This window comes from Pseudomonas sp. FP453, assembly GCF_030687495.1.
In the GTDB taxonomy this organism is placed as follows: domain Bacteria; phylum Pseudomonadota; class Gammaproteobacteria; order Pseudomonadales; family Pseudomonadaceae; genus Aquipseudomonas.
In genome coordinates this window covers 276,056-294,018 of the sequence record NZ_CP117435.1, presented here as the reverse complement: position 1 = coordinate 294,018, position 17,963 = coordinate 276,056, and the positions used below count along the sequence as shown (strand labels likewise).

Below are 17,963 nucleotides of genomic sequence, written 5' to 3'. Positions count from 1 at the left end.
CTATCGGTAGATCAGTACTGGCAATTAGACGCGACGCTTTGTCGCGCCTAGTCTAAACACTGATCAATCCGCCGGTGGTATTGCCCCATGAACGCCAAGCGCCCAGTCTGCGCGGCGCCCGCCCTTGATACAGCCGCGCCGGCCGCCAGCCAGAGCTACCAGTTTTGCAATCTCGAACACACTGAAATCGCCAGCACCGCGCTGGCGGAAGAAGTGGCGTTGGCGATTGCCTATAACGACATCAGCCAGGCGGTGATGCTGGTGACGCCCACCGACCTGGAAGACTTTATCGTCGGTTTCAGCCTTGGCAGCGGCATTATCACCGACGTTAGCGACATTTATGACCTGAAACTCAGCGGCTCCGGCTCAGCCCAATACGCTCAGGTGCAGATTTCCAGCCGTGCGTTCTGGAACCTCAAGCAGCAGCGCCGCCAATTGGCCGGCACCAGCGGCTGTGGCCTGTGCGGCGTGGAAGCGGTGGAACAAGCCCTGCCCGACCTGCAAGTACTGCCCGGCGCCCCGTTGCCGCCTGCCGAATGGCTCGACGGCCTGCGCCAGCGCATCAGCGCGTTTCAGCCGCTGGGCCAATACAGCGGCGCGGTTCACGCCGCGGTGTTTATGAACAATCAGGGCGAATTGCTGCTGGGCCGCGAAGACATCGGCCGACACAACGCCCTGGACAAGTTGATCGGCGCGCTGATCCGCCAAAAGATTCCGACCGACGGTGGCCTGGCGATTGTCACCAGCCGTTGCAGCCTCGAGCTGATCCAGAAAGTCCTGCGCGCGGGCATCCAGACCCTGGTCAGCCTGTCGTCGCCCACCGGCCTGGCCCTGCAATGGGCACGCCGGCATAACCTCAATCTCATCCACCTGCCGCAGAAAAGTGCGCCGCGGGTCTACAGCCCTGCGATGGAGAACCAGCCGTGAGCAATCATAACCAAGCCGACCAAACCCCAACCCCGCGCTACAAGCCCTACAAAGGTGCGGCCGGCGGCTGGGGTGCGCTGATCAGCGTGGCGCAGGCCTGGCTGACCAGCGACAACGCCCTGAAAAACCTGCGCATGATGCTCAAGACCAACCAGAACGGCGGCTTCGACTGCCCGGGCTGCGCCTGGGGCGACTCGCCGGAAAGCGGCATGGTCAAGTTCTGCGAAAACGGCGCCAAGGCAGTGAACTGGGAAGCCACCAAGCGCCGTGTGGATGCAGCGTTTTTCGCCAAGCACAGCGTCACTTCGCTGACAGCACAAAGCGACTATTGGCTGGAATACCAGGGCCGCCTCACCGAGCCGATGCGCTACGACGCCGAGACCGACCGCTACCAGCCCATCAGTTGGGAAGCCGCGTTCGACCTGGTGGGCAAGCACCTCAACGCCCTGCCCAGCCCGGACATGGCCGAGTTCTACACCTCGGGCCGCGCCAGCAACGAAGCGGCGTATCTGTACCAACTGTTTGTGCGTTCGTTTGGCACCAACAACTTCCCGGATTGCTCGAACATGTGCCACGAAGCCAGCGGCGTCGCCCTGGCGCAAAGCGTGGGCGTGGGCAAAGGCACCGTGACCTTTGACGACTTTGAACATGCCGACGCCATCTTCGTCTGGGGCCAGAACCCCGGCACCAACCACCCGCGCATGCTCGAACCGTTGCGTGAAGCGGTGACACGCGGCGCCCAGGTGGTGTGTATCAACCCACTGAAAGAGCGCGGCCTGGAACGCTTCCAGCACCCGCAGCACCCGCTGGAAATGCTCACCAACGGCGACAAGCCGACCAACACCGCCTACTTCCGCCCGGCGCTGGGTGGCGACATGGCCATCCTGCGCGGCATGGCCAAGTTCCTGCTGCTGTGGGAACGCCAGGCCCAGGCCGAAGGCAAGGAAGCCGTGTTCGACCACGACTTCCTCAACGAACACACGGTCAACGTGCTGGATTACCTGGCCAAGATCGACGACACCTCGTGGGATGAAATCGTCGAGCAGTCCGGCCTGACCCTGGTGGAGATCGAGCAAGCGGCGCGCATGTACGCCAAAGGCAAGAACGTGATCATGTGCTGGGCGATGGGCATCACCCAGCACCGTCACTCGGTGCCGACCATCCAGGAAATCGCCAACCTGATGCTGCTGCGCGGCAACATCGGCCGCCCGGGCGCCGGCCTGTGCCCGGTGCGCGGCCACAGCAACGTGCAGGGCGACCGCACCATGGGCATCAACGAACGGCCACCGGTGGCGTTCCTCGACGCGCTGGAGCGCCGCTTCCAATTCCAGGTGCCACGGGAAAACGGCCACAACGTGGTGGAAGCGATCCACGCCATGCTCGAAGGGCGCTCCAAGGTGTTTATCGGCCTGGGCGGCAACTTCGCCCAAGCCACGCCAGACAGCCCGCGCACCTTTCAAGCCCTGCGCAACTGCGACCTGACCGTGCAGATCAGCACCAAGCTCAACCGCAGCCACCTGATGCACGGCAAGGACGCGTTGATCCTGCCGTGCCTGGGCCGTACCGACATCGACATCCAGGCCGATGGCCCGCAAGCGGTGACGGTGGAGGACTCGTTCAGCATGGTCCACGGTTCCAATGGCCAGTTGCAGCCGCTGTCGAAGCTGATGAAATCCGAACCCGCCATCCTCGCCGGTATCGCCGCCGCGACCCTGGGCAGCAAGCCGGTCGACTGGAACTGGCTGGTGGCCGACTACGGGCGCATCCGCGACCTGATCGCCGACACCATCCCGGGCTTCAAGGACTTCAACGAGAAGATCAAAAACCCAGGCGGTTTCTACCTCGGCAACTCGGCTGGCGCACGCCGCTGGAACACGCCATCGGGCCGCGCGAATTTCCGCGCGAACATCCTGCCCAAGGACCTGATCCACGAACGCACCCACGCCACGGGCCGCGTGCCGGACCTGATCATGCAGTCGATGCGCTCCCACGATCAGTACAACACCACGATTTATGGCCTGGACGACCGCTACCGTGGGGTCAAGGGTCAGCGTGACGTGTTGTTCGTCAACGAAGCCGACATCATCCGCCTGGGCTTCAAGCCGGGGCAAAAGGCGGACATCGTGTCGCTGTGGGAAGACGGCCGTGAGCGCCGGGTGAAAGGCTTTACCTTGCTGGCGTTTGATATTCCGGCGGGGCAGGCAGCCGCCTACTACCCGGAAGTGAACCCGCTGGTGCCGCTGGAAAGCACGGGGGATGGCAGCCATACGCCAACGTCGAAATTCGTCGCGATCCGTTTGGAAGCCGCGAGTGACAACGGCTTGATCATGGCGCGCACGGCGTAAATCGCGGGCACAAAAAAGGCCGCTTTTGCATAAAAGCGGCCGTTCCGAAGAGTTAAAGACTCACTAAATCGACTTAAGTTCCCCAGTTAAAACAATAACTTAGCTAATTGTGCACAACTCGTGTTACTGGTCGGATTTCTATTGTCACAATGCCGATACAGCCTCAGGATCGCGCCGTCATCCCCTTGAGGTTTCCCTGAATGAAGTTCTCCTCGATTCTCTTGTTGTCCCTTGGCCTGGTCAGTGGCGCAGCCATGGCCGGTGGCACCACCGAAGCCGGTGTAGGCGGCGCATTGGGCGGGGTTCTAGGTTCGGTCGTTGGCCAGCAGCTTGGCGGCAACACCGGCTCCACCATTGGCGCAGCCCTGGGCGGCGCAGGCGGTAGTGCGGTCGGTGCCGACAAACGCAGCCGTGGCGAAGCGGCCATTGGCGGCGCATTGGGCGCAGCGGGCGGCAACGTGGTCGGCCGCAGTGTCGGCGGCAGCACCGGCAGCCTGATCGGCGCAGCCGCCGGCGGTGGTGCAGGTGGTGCCCTGGGTAACTACATGGGCAACAAGAGCGACGACGATGATCGCCGTTCGCGCGACAACCGTCGTTATGATCGCGATGACCATCGTGGCCGTGGGCATGCCTATGGGCATCGCAAGAATAAGCATCACTACCGTCACCGGTAAGCCCACGATCTAAAAGGCACCGCAGGCTAAAAAATGTGGGAGCGGGCTTGCCCGCGATAGCGTCGTGTCAGGCAACAGATGCAAACCTGACACACCGCTATCGCAGGCAAGCCAGCTCCCACAGTTGGCTTTCATCGTTTGCAGAATTGGGGGTCAGACCACCAACCGCTGCAAAGCCTCGCGCAACACCCCCGCAATCGCCACCGGCTGGTTCGACCCGCGCTCCACAAACACATGCACAAAGCGCCCCGCCGCGCAGGCGTCGTCTTCGCCCGCCTTGAACACCGCCAACTCGTATTGCACCGAACTATTGCCCAACTTGCCCACCCGCAGGCCGATCTCGATGTGCTCGGGAAAGGCGATCGACGCAAAGTAGTCGCACGCCGAGCTCACCACAAAGCCCACCACCTTGCCGTCATGAATATCCAGACCACCCTGTTCGATCAGGTAGGTGTTCACCGCCGTGTCGAAGAAGCTGTAGTAGGTGACGTTGTTCACATGCCCGTACACATCATTGTCGTGCCAGCGCGTGATGATCGGCTGGAAGTGAAGGTAGTCGGCACGTTGGGGCACTGAGTCGGGCATCGGGGGCATCTCGTGTAGATGGGTTTAAAGGTCCTGCAAATGGGCTGCGGCCCACTGGCGTACCTCGGCATATGGATAGTCTTCCAGCGCAGCAAAACCCGGAATACCCCGCGCCTTCAGCTTGGTAAACAACGGTACGCTGATGCCGCCAAGGAACCGCGTCAGGCGTTCCGCTTCGGGCAGTTGGCCGGTGTGCTGATGATGCCTGTGGATAAAATCCCCGCACAGCCCCATGAAGTTTTTATCCACAAGCGGCGGCAAAGCGGGCGGCGGTGGCAAGTGCGCAACATTGCCGTGGCAAACCGAGCAATGCCCGCAGCGCTGCGGCGCGTTTTCATCACCGAAATACTGCGCCAGGCGCTGGCCCAGGCAGCGCTCGGTGGCAAACAGGTCGAGCATGGCGTGAATGCGCGCCACCTCGCCGACCTCGTGCTGCTTGAAGCCTGTGTATAACTCGGCGCTCAACGCCTGTGGATCAAATCCTGTGTCCAGCAGGCTGTAGACCTCGGTCATCTGCTTGCTTTCCAACTCGATCAGGCCCTGCTCCTGGAAGTAATCCAGGGCTTTCACCACGCGGTCGCGTCCGGCGTTGTGCTGTTGATACAGCGCGTCGAAATCCACCGTGGCCCAGGCCCTGGCGCGCTTGCACACCTCGACGATCGCCGCAACAAACTGCTGCCGCTCGCCGCTAAACCTTGCCAACAAGGCGTCGGGCTCGATCAGGTACTTGAAGCGGTACTCCGCATAAAACGCGTAGCGCGGCGCAATCACGCCCTTGAGCTCCAACTGCACCAACAGGGTCTTCAGCGGCAGCTCGCGGATGTTGCTGTGGTCCGACAGCGAGCGCAGCAGAAACTCCCACTGCCCATCGCCCCGCGCCGCCTGCAACGCCTCCAGCACACGGCGAATGGCGTCCTGCTCCGGCGTATCGCCATACACGAAGTTTTCCAGCACATTGAGGCTGTCGCGGTTGGCCAGCACCAGGCAGTCGGACGGCTGCCCATCACGCCCCGCGCGGCCGATCTCCTGGCTGTAGTTCTCGATGGATTTGGGCAGGTCGAAGTGCACCACATTGCGGATATCACTCTTGTCGATGCCCATGCCAAACGCGATGGTCGCGACGATGCAGTTGGAGCGCCCGCCCATGAAGCGCTGCTGGATACCCTCGCGTTTATCGTGGGGCAGACCGGCGTGATAGGCCTCGGCCTGAATGCCGTTGCGATTGAGATGCTCGGCAATCTGCTCGGCGGTTTTTTGCAGGGTCACGTAGACGATGCTCGGCTGGCCCGCCCGCTCGCTCATCCACTGCACCAGGCGTCGGCGCTTGTCCGCCCCACTGACGGGCTCCACCAGCAGGTTGAGATTGGGCCTGTAGAAGCCCGTGGTGACCACATCGTTTGGCGCGATGGCGAACTTCGCCTGCATGTCGGCGATCACTTTGGGCGTTGCTGTAGCCGTCAACAGCAAGGCTTGTGGGATATTGAACTGACGCTGGTAGTCCGGCAGCTTCAAATAGTCGGGACGGAAGTTGTGGCCCCATTCGGAAATACAGTGCGCCTCGTCCACCACCAACAGCGAAATCTGCACGCTTTGCAGAAAGTTGCGAAAGCGCTCGTTCTTCAAGCGCTCCACGGAAATCATGAGGATCTTCAACTCGCCCGAACGCGCACGGGCCATCACGTCATTGGCGTCTTCGCGGCTCTGCGCCGAGTCGATGCTGCCCGCTGAAATGCCATGGCGTTGCAGGAAACCCAGCTGGTCCTGCATCAACGCCAACAACGGCGACACCACCAGCGTCAGGTGCGGCAGCAGTACGGCCGACAGCTGGTAACACAGGGACTTGCCTGAGCCGGTGGGGAAAATCGCGGCGGCAGAACGGCCGGCCAGTACAGCGCTGACCGTCTGTTCCTGGCCCAGACGAAACTGTGGATAACCAAAGACCTGCTGGAGGGTGTCGTGCATCGGCTGTCGCTCCATTGACCGCTGAGTTGGCTTGAAAACATAGCCCGGGAAGTTCAGCGGATCGAGAAAGGTCGCATGGAAAAAAGAGACAGGATGATACACAGGGTGAGGGATGGCCCAGGGCCGAAGTGGGATGTTTCACCAGGTTTTGCAGGAACACCACAAACCAAATGTGGGAGCCAGCTCCCACACAAGCTGGCTCCCACATATCAGTTTTGAGCTATGGCTGAATCAGCGGTTCTTCACACGCTCAATCGCCGTGTCATACACCGGATTGGCCTTTTGCTCTTTCGCCAACTGGTAGTGACGCAACGCATCCTGGAACTGCCCGGCCGCTTCATAGATCCGCGCAATGTTGTAGTAAGACCCGGCACGCACGGTCGCCGCATTGGCACCCGACGCCAACGCGATGGCCTTGCGGTTGGCCCAGATCGACTCGGCAGTGTTGCCGGCTTTCTGATACGCCAAGCCCAGGTTGCCGTAGGCCTTGCCGAAGCTGTTATCCAGATCGATGGCCTGGCGGAAGAACTCAATCGCCTGATCCAGGTTACCCGCCTGGTAGGCCGCTTCGCCTTTCAGGTTAAGTTTCTTCGCATCAGCCTGTACGGAAGAGCTGACAACCACTTCAGTGACGGCCACGCTGTCATCCAGCAACGGTTTGACTTCGTTCAGCACATTCGCCGCATCCACGGTGACGCCGGTGAAGCTGTTGATGTCCTGGAAGTCGCCGCTGCCGGTCATGCGGAACACGGTCCACAGGTTGCCGGTGCGGTTTTTCGGCACGTAGTAGGTGCGGACCAGGGATTGCCCCATGTACACGAACACCTTGGCTTCGCTGTCGGACAGCTGGCTCGAATTCGGGTAGGACTGGTTGGAGTAGTCATGCACGGCATACACGTAGCTTTCGCCGTAGTGTTTTTTCTGCAGGGTGATGGTTTCCGGGCCGTAGCTATCGGTGTCATCCACGTCCAGCTCGGCATCAGTGCCCTTTTTGCTGGCGTAGTAGATGTTGTTGCCCGGGAAAATCATGTGGGAGTCGAGGTCGGAAGGGTTGCGGCCCCAGGTCAGCACGACGCGCAGGCCGTCGAGGTTTTCCATCACCGGGCTGATCGCGTAGGTCATGCCCTTGCATGGGCACTTCACCACCAGGTTGGAATAGCCGGGTTTCTTGATGATCAGCAGGCTGCTGCCATCATCGGCGGCCGCGCTGGTGAGGACCACCTGGCCTTGGGCGTTGGTGCGGCCCACGACGTTTTGCGCGCCGTTGCGTTGCAGCAGCACTTCGGCGTCGGCGATTTTCTGGTCCTTGACCACTGCACTGAGCACTTCAATCGGCAACTGGTCGGCCTGGACTGAAAACGCGACCGCACACAATGACATCGCCGAAGCGACACGAAGCAAACCCATGCTTAACTCCCTTTAAGTAGTGGGCAAAATCGCCCTACAAGATTTTGCGCTGCAACATACGCTGAATTCAGCGAGCTGGCAGTTTTTTTGTACAAAATGTGACGTGGTTTTTATCGCGCCTGCCCTCGGAAGCATTGCGCTACAATCAAGCCTTGCCACCCCGGAGTACGCTGCGATGAGCGAACTGACGTTTGAGCAAAAACAGGATCATTACCACAAGATCCGCCGTTCCAATTACCTGGCCAGCCTGCGCCTGGAAGGGTTCGACACCCAACCGGCCGACGTCGACAAACCCCTGCCGACCCGCGAAGCCGTCCTTGCCAAGTACCGCGACACCCCACGCTGATGCTCGACAAATATGGCGTGGGCCAGGACCCGTACTGCTATCCCGGTAGCAGCGTGCTGCGCAACCGCCTCGATTTGCACGACGAAGCCCGCCTGCACCAGGCTGAGCGGGAACTCTCCGAAATCGCCGTAGGCAACCTCCCGCTCTTCCCACCGCCCTACGACCTCGATCGCCTGCAACACATCCACCGCGTCCTGTTTGGCGACCTCTACGACTGGGCCGGCGAACTGCGCAGCGTCAACATCCAGAAAGGCGACACCCTGTTCTGCACCCCGGAACGCATCCCACCGGAAGCGGCGAAAATCATCCGGCGTATGCAAGAGGCCAACTGGTACATCGGCGTGACCCAGGCCGAGCTGGTGACGCAGATTGCCGAGGCGTACGGCGACCTCAACGTCATTCACCCCTTCCGCGAAGGCAACGGCCGCGCGCAACGGATCCTGTTTGAGCAGATCATTGTGAATGCGGGCTTTTCAGTGAACTGGTGGCTGGTGAAACACGCCGCGTGGGTGCCGGCGAATATTGATGCGGTGGCGTGTGATTATCGCGGGTTGGAGGCGATTTTCGAGCGGTGTATCAGCCGGCCTGCCAGCAGTTAATCGTTCCCCGCCACGCCGCTAAACCTGTGGGAGCTGGCTTGCCTGCGATGGCGGTGTATCAGCCGATAATTCCCTACCTGACCCACCGCCATCGCGGGCAAGCCCGGCTCCCCACAGTTGGCCTACTTTTCCTGTGAAATCGCTGCCATGCGAACAACGCCGGACGCCGCTGTAAGAAACCGCCAAACACCACGCCATCCGCTTCTGAAACTGCTTAGAACACTCACCGTCCCCTCTACAAAATCCATATTTGCCTGACCGAAACTAGCGTCCTTTCCACCGCCTGGGAAAAACCCTGTGAACATCGAAAGGACTCAATACATCGGCCACTACGGCGTCACTTTCACGGTGATCCGCGCTACCGTTTTACCTGCTAATCGAAACGCGCTAGTAAACCTCGGTTTACTGGATGTGGGAGTAATCGCCAAAAGTTTCATTCGCACCTATCACGCAGGCGATGTGGTTATTGGAATTGAAGCGCAGGTCGATGGTGGGATAGGCCCCCAGCGCTCCATGCCTGCAATGGTTATTCCATTTATGGGGGGCATCACCCGATGATGGAGTACCTGCAATGGCTGATTTTTATTGTGTTGAACGTTGTCATCGACAACAAAATACGCGCGCAAAAGCTAAGGAAATATGTCGGTTTGTCTCTGCTAGCCACAGGACTAGCCTGTGCAATATGGCTCCCTTACTGGGCACACGAAGCCCAGTTGCCCAGCGTGCCGATAGGCGCAGTCCTATTAGGTTCGGGACTGTTCCTGGACCGCCACCGCTACAGTCGAACCAAATCCGCTCACCCACTGCTGGTGGCCCCCACGCTTAACTTGGCCGCCGATTTCCCAAACGACCCCCTCATGCGCCATCTTTTGCAGCTCGTACATGAAGCTGTGGGCCTGCCCAAGCACCAGGCCATTAACCTCAATACCTCAATCAACCACGACCTCGGCTGTAGCAGTAGCGAGGCCAGACGATTGATGGCTGCGCTGAAACAAGATTTCGGTTTGAAACTCGGTGACTATAAAAACAACCGCTACTTCAAGCGCCGAGGTTTCGACGTCTATTTGCGGTATGTAGAAAGAGGGTGCGAAGGCAAGGCGCCACTCACCATCAACATGCTCTACCAAGCCATCAAAGCCAAACGCTGGGAGTCTGAGACGCTCGAAGCAATCGGTTACCAGATGTCATGAATATCTATCTGCAAACAGCCTTTTTCCTCGGCCTTTACTTGCTGCTGCATCTACAAGTCACAGACCCCACCCTCAGAAAGCGTTTCGCACTCACATTTCTCGTGACCGGGCTCACTTTGACGTTCCTACTACCCTACGTGGCGGTGATTCTCAGAATGCCCTTCCTACCTGTCTTCGTATTCTTGATAGGCTTGGCACTCTTCATCACCCGAAACAAATACCGTCTGCAACGCGACCATCCCCCTCACCCACTCCTGCGTGCCCCCACCATGAACCTCGCCGCCGACTTCCCCGAAGACCTCGCCATGCAGCAACTCCTGCAACTGCTGCACGAAGAAATCGGCCTGCCGAAACACAAAACCCCGCGCCTGCAAACCGCGATCAACTTCGACCTCGGTTGCGACAGTGTGGAGGCCAAGCAATTCATGGAAGCCGTGGAGGAGGAATTTGCCCTCGATATGGGCGACTACGACGCGTATCGCTACTTCAACCCACCGGTGTTCGATGTCTTCCTGAAACATCGCGCCAAGGGCCGTGGCGCCAAAATCCCGCTGACCATCGGCATGTTGTACCTGGCAATCAAGACCCACACCTGGGACACGCAAACCCTGGAAAACCTCAGCTGACCTCAACAACACAGAGACCCCACTGTGGGAGCGGGCTTGCCCGCGATGGCGGTATCAACTGACACACCGCTATCGCGGGCAAGCCCGCTCCCACATTGGATCTGCGCTAATCTGGCAAGCCACGCACGAACCAACAAGGACCTTACATGGACGTAACAATGGGCCTGCTGGCCGCCCTGCTCTGGGGTGGCACGGACTTTCTCGTGGGCCTCAACGCCCGCGCCGTGGGCGTGAAACGCGCGGTGTACTTCGGCCAAGCCCTCGGCTTTTTGATCATGACCCTGTTGCTGGTCATCTTCCCGGCCTTCCTCTTCAAGTTCCTCGACGCGCCGCTGAGCGTCTGGCTGCTGGGCATCGCCGCCGCCTTGCTCACCGTCTCCGGCGCACTCGCGCTGTCCAAGGCCTTCGCCCTGGGCAAAGCGGCCATCGTCGCACCGCTGGTGACGTCCTACGGCGTAGTCACCACGCTACTGTCCTGGGCCAGCGGTGAGCACATCAGCCTGACTCAATTGGGCTGCATCGCCCTGTGCGTGATCGGCGTGATCCTCTCCAGCCTGCACAAGGACAACGGCGTCCCCCACAACAACCCACGGCTGTCCATCGCCTACGCCATGCTCGCCGCAACGCTGTACGGCACCAGCTTCTGGCTGCAAGGCCGATACACGCTGCCTGCGCTGGGGCCGATCAGCATGTTGTGGCTGGGTTACCTGGTGGGGCTGTGCGTGCTGGTGATGATGGTGCTGAGGATCAAGGATGGCCTGAAAATACCGCCACTGAAAAACTGCGCGACGTTGACCGGGGCGAGCCTGATGAACCTGGGCGGGTTCTCGGCGTTTTCGTGGGGGGCGATGGCGGGGTCGGTGTCGGTGGTGACGGTGATTAGTACGTTGTCGGGCGGGATTGCGGCGATTCTGGGGTTTGTGTTTTTCAAGGAGCGGTTGTCGGCGGTGCAGGTGCTGGGCGTTGTACTCGTACTCGTCGGCGCCGTGGTCTTGCACATCGCCGACTAATCACCCGCGCACAAAAAAGCCGCCTCACAAGAGGCGGCTTTTTCACAGCAACCGAATCTTACAACTTAGGACCCGCAGCCTTGATCGCATCGCTCACTTCAAACTTCTTGAAGTTCTCGATGAACAAGCCAGCCAGCGCTTTCGCCGCTTCATCGTAGGCAGCCTTGTCGGCCCAGGTGTTGCGTGGGTTCAACAGGCCGGTCTCAACGCCCGGTACGGCCAGTGGCACGTCGAGGTTGATGGTGTCGAGGTGCTCGGTTTCAGCACCGATCAACGCGCCGCTCTGGATCGCTGCGATCACGCCGCGCGTGGTCGGGATGTTGAAGCGGTTGCCGACGCCGTAGCCGCCGCCGGTCCAGCCGGTGTTGACCAGGTAGACCTTGGAGCCGAAGCCGCGGATGCGCTTGATCAGCAGCTCTGCGTATTCACCAGCCGGACGCGGGAAGAACGGTGCGCCGAAGCAGGTGGAGAAGGTCGACTTGATGCCGCCGCCGGAACCCATTTCGGTCGAGCCCACCAGTGCGGTGTAGCCGGACAGGAAGTGGTAGGCCGCTTGTTCTTCGCTGAGGATCGACACCGGTGGCAGTACGCCAGTCAGGTCGCAGGTCAGGAAGATCACCGCGTTTGGCTCGCCGCCCAGGTTCTTCTCGGAACGCTTGGCAACGTGTTCCAGCGGGTAGGCGGCGCGGCTGTTCTGGGTCAGGCTGACGTCGGTGTAGTCGGCGTGCTTGGCGTCGTTGATCACGACGTTTTCCAGCACGGCGCCGTGCTTGATGGCTTTCCAGATGACCGGCTCGTTCTTCTCGGAGAGGTCGATGCACTTGGCATAGCAACCGCCTTCGATGTTGAACACCACGCCTTCGCCCCAGCCGTGTTCGTCGTCACCGATCAGGTAACGGCTTTCGTCGGCGGACAGAGTGGTTTTACCGGTGCCCGACAGACCGAAGAACAGGGTTACGTCGCCTGCTTCGCCGATGTTGGCGGCGCAGTGCATTGGCAGCACGTCGGAAGCCGGCAGCAGGAAGTTCTGCACCGAGAACATGGCTTTTTTCATTTCACCGGCGTAACGCATGCCGGCGATCAGCACTTTCTTCTGCGCGAAGTTGAGGATCACGCAACCGTCGGAGTTGGTGCCATCACGCTCTGGCACGCACTCGAAGTTGGCCACGTTGAGCACTTGCCATTCATCGCGGCCGGCCGGGTTGTACTGGGCCGGGTTGATGAACAGGCAACGACCGAACAGGTTCTGCCAGGCAGTCTGGGTGGTCATTTTCACGGCGAGGTAGTGGTCTTCGGCCGCACCTACGTGAACGTGGGAAACGAAATGCTCTTGCGCATTGTTGAAGGCCTCGACGCGAGCCCACAGGGCATCGAACTTGTCGGCCGGGAACTTGCGGTTGATCGGGCCCCAGGCAATGGCGTCCTGGGTAGTCGGCTCTTCAACGATGAAACGATCGACTGGCGAACGACCGGTACGGTGACCGGTTTCTACGACCAGCGCGCCAGTATCGGCAAGCACGCCTTCACCGCGCTGCAGGGCTTCTTTGACCAGATCGTCAACACTCAGATCGGTGTATACGGCGTTATTGGCTTGCGTCATGAGGTTCCCCGTCGGCCTATGGCCGAGTGCTCCAAACGTTTTGTAGTAGAAAGTTGCGCACTACTACCGCGAAAAAAGTGGGCCGGATTATGCCAGAAAAGCCCAAAAAGAGTAGGGCCCTCCCGTCAGAACTGCGCTAATCCGGCGTTTGTCAGGTGATTTACCTGTGCTTAAACGTTTTAGTGGCGGGTGTCGGAAGGGGTGTCGATGCCTGCGCCGGCGAACAACTGCGCTACATCGGCGGCATCGAACAGGTAACGCTCATTGCAGAACTGGCAGTCGATCTCGATATGACCACCGTGTTCCACCACCAGGTTCTGTGCATCTTCCAGGCCCAGGCTGACCAGCGCATTGGCCGAGCGCTCGCGTGAGCAGCTGCAATTGAAGCGCAGCGACTGTGCGTCGAATAGACGCACGGCTTCTTCGTGGTAGAGGCGGTGCAGGATGGTTTCGTTGCTCAGGCCCAGCAGTTCTTCCGCCGTAAGCGTGCCGGCCAGGGCGGTGAGGCCGCGCCAGCTTTCCGCGCGATCGTCGTCGTCCTTGATACGGTCGGCCGGCAGTTGTTGCAGCAGCAGGCCACGGGCGCGATGGCCGTCGGCGTTGAGCCAGAACTTGGTGCCCACTTGCTGGGACATCACGAAATAATTGGTGAAGCAGTCCGACAGGGTCTCGCCGTCGAGGTCGACGATGCCTTGGTAGCGCTGGCCTTCGGTCGGATCGACGGTGAGCGCCAACACGCCGTTGGGCATCAGGTCGGACAGGGTTGCGTCCGGGGCGATCTGGTCGGCCTCGTAACGGGCCAGGCCACGGATATCGCGCTCGCTGGAGCACTCGATCATCAGCAACGGGATCGGGCCTTCGGAACGGGCCTGCAGGATCAGCAAACCGTCGAACTTCATGGTGCCCACCAGCAACGCCGCAGCCGCCATCAACTCACCGAGCAATTGCGCGACCGGCTCAGGATAGGCGTGCTTGGCGAGGACTTCGGCGTAGCTGCGCTCCAGCGATACCAGTTCGCCCCGGGCGTCGGTCTCGTCGAAGATGAAGCGTTGGGTGAAGTCGGTATCCGGTAGATCAGTCATAGGTCTGGGTATCTGAATTGAAGAATATTGACGCGAAGATGCTGCAGTTTATGAACAAACCGAGGCAGATCCAAGCCAAGTGACACTTTGGGCGATTGCCGGTGGCCTCAGTCGTCGTTTCCGCTGCCGCGAAACTTGAACAGGTCGCGGCGCTGTTTCTTGCTCGGTTTGCCATCGGTGGTCATGCCGATGGCGCCGGCCTTGCGCATCGCCGCCGCATTTTCGCGCTTGGCGATGCTGGCTGCGGTCTCGGCGTACAGCGCCTGGGCTTCCGGCGCACCACGGCGCACAGTGGAAAGCGCCTGCACTACGACCGTCTTTTCATCAAACCCTGTACGAATCTGAAACTCATCTCCGACGCGCGGTTCCTTGCCCGGCTTGCAGCGCTCGCCGCGATGGTGCACCTTGCCGCTCTCGATGGCGGCCTTGGCCAGGGCACGGGTCTTATAGAAACGCGCCGCCCACAGCCACTTGTCCAAACGGACCTTTTCTTCCTCTTCCTGCTTTTGAGCCACTTGAATTCCTCGCTCTGAAAAATGTCGCAACTTTACCGTTGAAACCCTTCGACGCATAAACCTCAAGGCTCACCTAAGATACGCCAGGCGGCTGGAGTTTTACGTGACTTTCCATTGCATCGACTGATTACCGGCACCTGAGCGATATCTGTCGCCATTTGCCGAATATTCTGCGTGAATACCGCGAATTCGGCGCCAACCCTTCACGGATGGTCGGGGATTGTCACAATCCATGCGCAGTTGGACGTTACTGTCCTCGAAGACTACGAAACATTTCTGAATGACCGGTTACCCATATTGAAGACATTTGACCATTTGACCGTTGTGGGTCTGCGTGAGTGGGTGGCACTTCCCGACTTGGGAGTGGCTGGCCTGCGCGCCAAGATCGACACCGGCGCCAGCACCTCAAGCCTGCATGCCACCGATATCGAGCCCTTTGAGCGCGACGGTGAGAACTGGGTGCGCTTTACCGCGCACCTGGGCAGCGTGGTGCAATTGCGTCACCGCCGCTGTGAAGCGCCCCTGGTGACGATGAAAACCATCAAGAGCTCCAACGGCCATGCGCAGGTGCGCTATGTGATCAGCACCACCCTCGCGCTGGGTGATCGGGTATGGCGGGTGGAGTTCACCCTGGCCTGCCGCAAAGCCATGCGTTACCGCCTGTTGCTCGGCTCCAAGGCGCTGATTGACGGCCAGTTGGTGGTCAATCCCGGCGTCAAGTACGTACAAGACAAGCCGGTGTTCCCGGTCTCTACTATTTCTGCCCCAGGTGCTGCATGAAGATTGCTGTGCTGTCGCGAAACCCGCGTCTGTATTCCACCCGCCGCCTGGTCGAGGCCGGCACCGAACGTGGCCACGAAATGGTGGTGATCGACACGTTGCGTGCCTATATGAACATTGCCAGCCACAAGCCGCAGATCCACTACCGGGGCAAACCCCTGGAGGGCTTCGATGCGGTGATCCCGCGTATCGGCGCTTCGGTGACCTTTTATGGCTGCGCGGTGCTGCGCCAGTTTGAAATGATGGGCGTGTTTCCCCTCAACGAATCGGTGGCCATCGCGCGCTCGCGGGACAAACTGCGCTCGCTGCAACTGCTGTCACGTCGGGGTATCGGCCTGCCGGTCACCGGTTTTGCCCACTCACCGGACGACATCCCCGACCTGATCGAGATGGTCAACGGCGCACCGCTGGTGATCAAGGTGCTGGAAGGCACCCAGGGCATCGGCGTGGTGCTGTGTGAAACCGCGACGGCGGCAGAGTCGGTGATCGAGGCGTTCATGGGCCTCAAGCAGAACATCATGGTGCAGGAATACATCAAGGAAGCCGGCGGTGCGGATATCCGCTGCTTCGTGGTGGGCGACAAGGTGATTGCAGCGATGAAACGCCAGGCCAAGCCGGGCGAGTTCCGCTCCAACCTGCACCGTGGCGGCAGCGCCAGCCTGATCAAGATCACCCCGGAAGAGCGCATGACCGCGCTGCGGGCGGCCAAGGTCATGGGGTTGAGCGTGGCAGGTGTGGATATCTTGCGTTCCAACCACGGGCCGCTGGTGATGGAGGTCAACTCATCGCCCGGCCTGGAAGGGATTGAAACCACCACAGGCAAGGATGTGGCGGGGATCATCATTCAGCACCTGGAGAAGAATGGTGGGCCGAATATGACGCGGACCAAGGGCAAGGGCTGAATTAGACAGACACCACAAAAAACTGTGGGAGCTGGCTTGCCAGCTCCCACATTTGATTTGCTGTGATTGTTAGACCGCGTCCCTGGGCAGCATCAGACCCAACGGCAAACGCACCCGCGCTTCCAGGCCTCCGCCTTCACGGTTGCGCAACTCAACATTGCCGCCATGCATCGAGGCAATCCGCCGCACAATCGCCAGCCCAAGGCCTGTGCCTTTGCCACCCCGGGCACGGTCGCCACGGGTGAACGGGTTGAAGATGCCTTCCAGCTCCGCCGGGTCGATCCCGGTGCCGCGATCCATCACGCTCAGCACGACGTAAGGCGCAGCACTGTCGCCGGACACGTACGCCGCCACTTCCACATCGGAACCCGCGTGATGCAAGGCGTTGCCGATCAGGTTGTTCAACAGGCGCTTCATCGACACCCGACGCAGTGCAAACGGCTGGATCGGCTCCAGGCGCATACGCACCTGTTCGCCATTCTGGTTGTAGGGCGCCACTACCTCACGCACCAGGTCCGTCAGGTCCACTTCCTCCACCACTTCGTCACGGCCATCCCGGATAAACGCCAGGAACTGGTCGAGGATCGCGTCCATGTCCTCGATATCCCGGACCATGTCGTCGGTGAGGTCGTTGTGATTGCCCATCAGTTCGAGTGACAAACGCAGTCGCGTCAACGGTGTGCGCAAGTCATGGGAAACCCCCGCCAGCATGAGCTCGCGTTCGCGCCCGGCCTGTTCGACATCCTCCGCCATCTGGTTGAAGGCGCCGTACACCTCGGTCATCTCGCTGGGCGTATCGCTGACCGGCAGGCGCACACTGCGCCCCTGGCCCAGTTGGCGGGCGGCAAACACCAGGCGCTTGAGCGGTTGGTTGAGCTGGCGCACGAAAATCCACGCGGACGCGGTGGAAAGCAAACCAATGGCCAGGAACCAGCCCAGCACGTTCCAGATCTTCTGGCCCCGCAACGGGTGCGGGTACAGCGGCACTTTCAGCCAATCCTCGCCCAGGCTCGGCGCGCGCACCCACAACGCGGGCGACACATGCATGCGCAGCCGCACCTCGGTGTCTTCACCCAGTTCGGCCTGCATCTGGCGCTGGTAGATCTCGCTGTAGGGCCAATGCTGTTCGCCCTCCGGCACACCGGCGCCGGCGACGCGCACCAGGGTGGCGGCCTTGGCGATCTTCTCGCGGTTCTCAGGGTCGGCGGCCCAGTAGGCGCGCAGCGTCAGGGCGACGCCGTGGCTGTATTGTCGATCCACCAGCACGTCTTCGTTCATCAACAGATAAACCAGCGTGAGTGCCTTGGAAAACAGGACGACGATCAGCACCAGCCAAAGGGTGCGGGAGAAAAAGCTTTGCGGGAACCACAGCGGGGTTTTCATAGAAGACAGCTAGACACCTTGCAGGAATGA

General features: G+C 60.4%; 18 protein-coding genes. 11 read left to right on the top strand and 7 right to left on the bottom strand.

The features are described from left to right. The first annotated feature begins 87 nt into the window (after nt 1–87). The 3 genes from fdhD to PSH87_RS01340 all read left to right on the top strand — a co-directional run bounded on the left by fdhD (nt 88) and on the right by PSH87_RS01340 (nt 3,946). Entirely contained in the window at nt 88–927 is an 840-nt protein-coding gene (gene fdhD / locus PSH87_RS01350; RefSeq protein WP_305432196.1) for a formate dehydrogenase accessory sulfurtransferase FdhD, read from the top strand. Beyond that, nucleotides 924–3,272, top strand: a complete 2,349-nt coding sequence (locus PSH87_RS01345; RefSeq protein WP_017737566.1) for an FdhF/YdeP family oxidoreductase — start codon at nt 924–926, stop codon at nt 3,270–3,272. Before fdhD ends, PSH87_RS01345 begins: the two co-directional genes overlap by 4 nt. Before the next feature lie 200 nt (nt 3,273–3,472). After that, nucleotides 3,473–3,946, top strand: a complete 474-nt coding sequence (locus PSH87_RS01340; protein WP_017737565.1) for a glycine zipper domain-containing protein — start codon at nt 3,473–3,475, stop codon at nt 3,944–3,946. Between the two features lie 153 nt (nt 3,947–4,099). Here PSH87_RS01340 and PSH87_RS01335 read toward each other — a convergent pair whose 3' ends face one another. The 3 genes from PSH87_RS01335 to PSH87_RS01325 all read right to left on the bottom strand — a co-directional run bounded on the left by PSH87_RS01335 (nt 4,100) and on the right by PSH87_RS01325 (nt 7,900). After that, nucleotides 4,100–4,531, bottom strand: a complete 432-nt coding sequence (locus PSH87_RS01335; protein WP_017737564.1) for a thioesterase family protein — start codon at nt 4,529–4,531, stop codon at nt 4,100–4,102. A gap of 24 nt (nt 4,532–4,555) precedes the next feature. After that, nucleotides 4,556–6,493: an ATP-dependent DNA helicase RecQ gene (locus PSH87_RS01330; RefSeq protein WP_305432195.1), complete on the bottom strand. Its 1,938-nt coding sequence runs from the start codon at nt 6,491–6,493 to the stop codon at nt 4,556–4,558. A gap of 231 nt (nt 6,494–6,724) precedes the next feature. After that, entirely contained in the window at nt 6,725–7,900 is a 1,176-nt protein-coding gene (locus PSH87_RS01325) for a tetratricopeptide repeat protein (RefSeq protein WP_017737562.1), read from the bottom strand. Nucleotides 7,901–8,075: 175 nt separating this feature from the next. Here PSH87_RS01325 and PSH87_RS01320 point away from each other — a divergent pair, with 175 nt between their 5' ends. The 6 genes from PSH87_RS01320 (at nt 8,076) to PSH87_RS01295 (ending at nt 11,671) form a co-directional block, all read left to right on the top strand. Next, a complete protein-coding gene (locus tag PSH87_RS01320; protein WP_017737561.1) occupies nt 8,076–8,246 on the top strand; it encodes a YhfG family protein in 171 nt (56 codons plus the stop codon). After that, entirely contained in the window at nt 8,246–8,845 is a 600-nt protein-coding gene (locus tag PSH87_RS01315; protein WP_305432194.1) for a putative adenosine monophosphate-protein transferase Fic, read from the top strand. Before PSH87_RS01320 ends, PSH87_RS01315 begins: the two co-directional genes overlap by 1 nt. Before the next feature lie 297 nt (nt 8,846–9,142). Further along, nucleotides 9,143–9,403: a hypothetical protein gene (locus PSH87_RS01310; protein WP_305432193.1), complete on the top strand. Its 261-nt coding sequence runs from the start codon at nt 9,143–9,145 to the stop codon at nt 9,401–9,403. Then, nucleotides 9,400–10,035, top strand: a complete 636-nt coding sequence (locus PSH87_RS01305; RefSeq protein ID WP_305432192.1) for a DUF1493 family protein — start codon at nt 9,400–9,402, stop codon at nt 10,033–10,035. The genes PSH87_RS01310 and PSH87_RS01305 overlap by 4 nt, the downstream gene beginning before the upstream one ends. A gap of 269 nt (nt 10,036–10,304) precedes the next feature. Beyond that, complete coding sequence (locus PSH87_RS01300) at nt 10,305–10,661, top strand: DUF1493 family protein (protein WP_305432191.1); 357 nt, start codon at nt 10,305–10,307, stop codon at nt 10,659–10,661. A 146-nt stretch (nt 10,662–10,807) separates the two neighbouring features. Beyond that, nucleotides 10,808–11,671 carry an EamA family transporter gene (locus PSH87_RS01295; protein ID WP_305432190.1) on the top strand — a complete coding sequence of 288 codons (864 nt, stop codon included), beginning with the start codon at nt 10,808–10,810 and terminating at the stop codon, nt 11,669–11,671. A gap of 58 nt (nt 11,672–11,729) precedes the next feature. Here PSH87_RS01295 and PSH87_RS01290 read toward each other — a convergent pair whose 3' ends face one another. The 3 genes from PSH87_RS01290 to PSH87_RS01280 all read right to left on the bottom strand — a co-directional run bounded on the left by PSH87_RS01290 (nt 11,730) and on the right by PSH87_RS01280 (nt 14,868). Beyond that, entirely contained in the window at nt 11,730–13,271 is a 1,542-nt protein-coding gene (locus PSH87_RS01290) for a phosphoenolpyruvate carboxykinase (RefSeq protein ID WP_017737555.1), read from the bottom strand. 179 nt (nt 13,272–13,450) lie between these two features. After that, nucleotides 13,451–14,353, bottom strand: a complete 903-nt coding sequence (gene hslO / locus PSH87_RS01285) for an Hsp33 family molecular chaperone HslO (protein ID WP_305432187.1) — start codon at nt 14,351–14,353, stop codon at nt 13,451–13,453. Between the two features lie 107 nt (nt 14,354–14,460). Beyond that, nucleotides 14,461–14,868: an RNA-binding S4 domain-containing protein gene (locus PSH87_RS01280; RefSeq protein WP_305432185.1), complete on the bottom strand. Its 408-nt coding sequence runs from the start codon at nt 14,866–14,868 to the stop codon at nt 14,461–14,463. A 363-nt stretch (nt 14,869–15,231) separates the two neighbouring features. On the opposite strand from PSH87_RS01280, the gene PSH87_RS01275 reads away from it, so the two are divergent. Further along, nucleotides 15,232–15,648: an ATP-dependent zinc protease gene (locus PSH87_RS01275; RefSeq protein ID WP_305434236.1), complete on the top strand. Its 417-nt coding sequence runs from the start codon at nt 15,232–15,234 to the stop codon at nt 15,646–15,648. After that, nucleotides 15,645–16,550, top strand: coding sequence for a 30S ribosomal protein S6--L-glutamate ligase (gene rimK / locus PSH87_RS01270; protein WP_003187674.1), 906 nt, complete (start codon nt 15,645–15,647; stop codon nt 16,548–16,550). The genes PSH87_RS01275 and rimK overlap by 4 nt, the downstream gene beginning before the upstream one ends. 69 nt (nt 16,551–16,619) lie before the next feature. Here rimK and PSH87_RS01265 read toward each other — a convergent pair whose 3' ends face one another. Next, entirely contained in the window at nt 16,620–17,933 is a 1,314-nt protein-coding gene (locus PSH87_RS01265; RefSeq protein ID WP_017737551.1) for an ATP-binding protein, read from the bottom strand. Between the last annotated feature and the right edge of the window lie 30 nt (nt 17,934–17,963).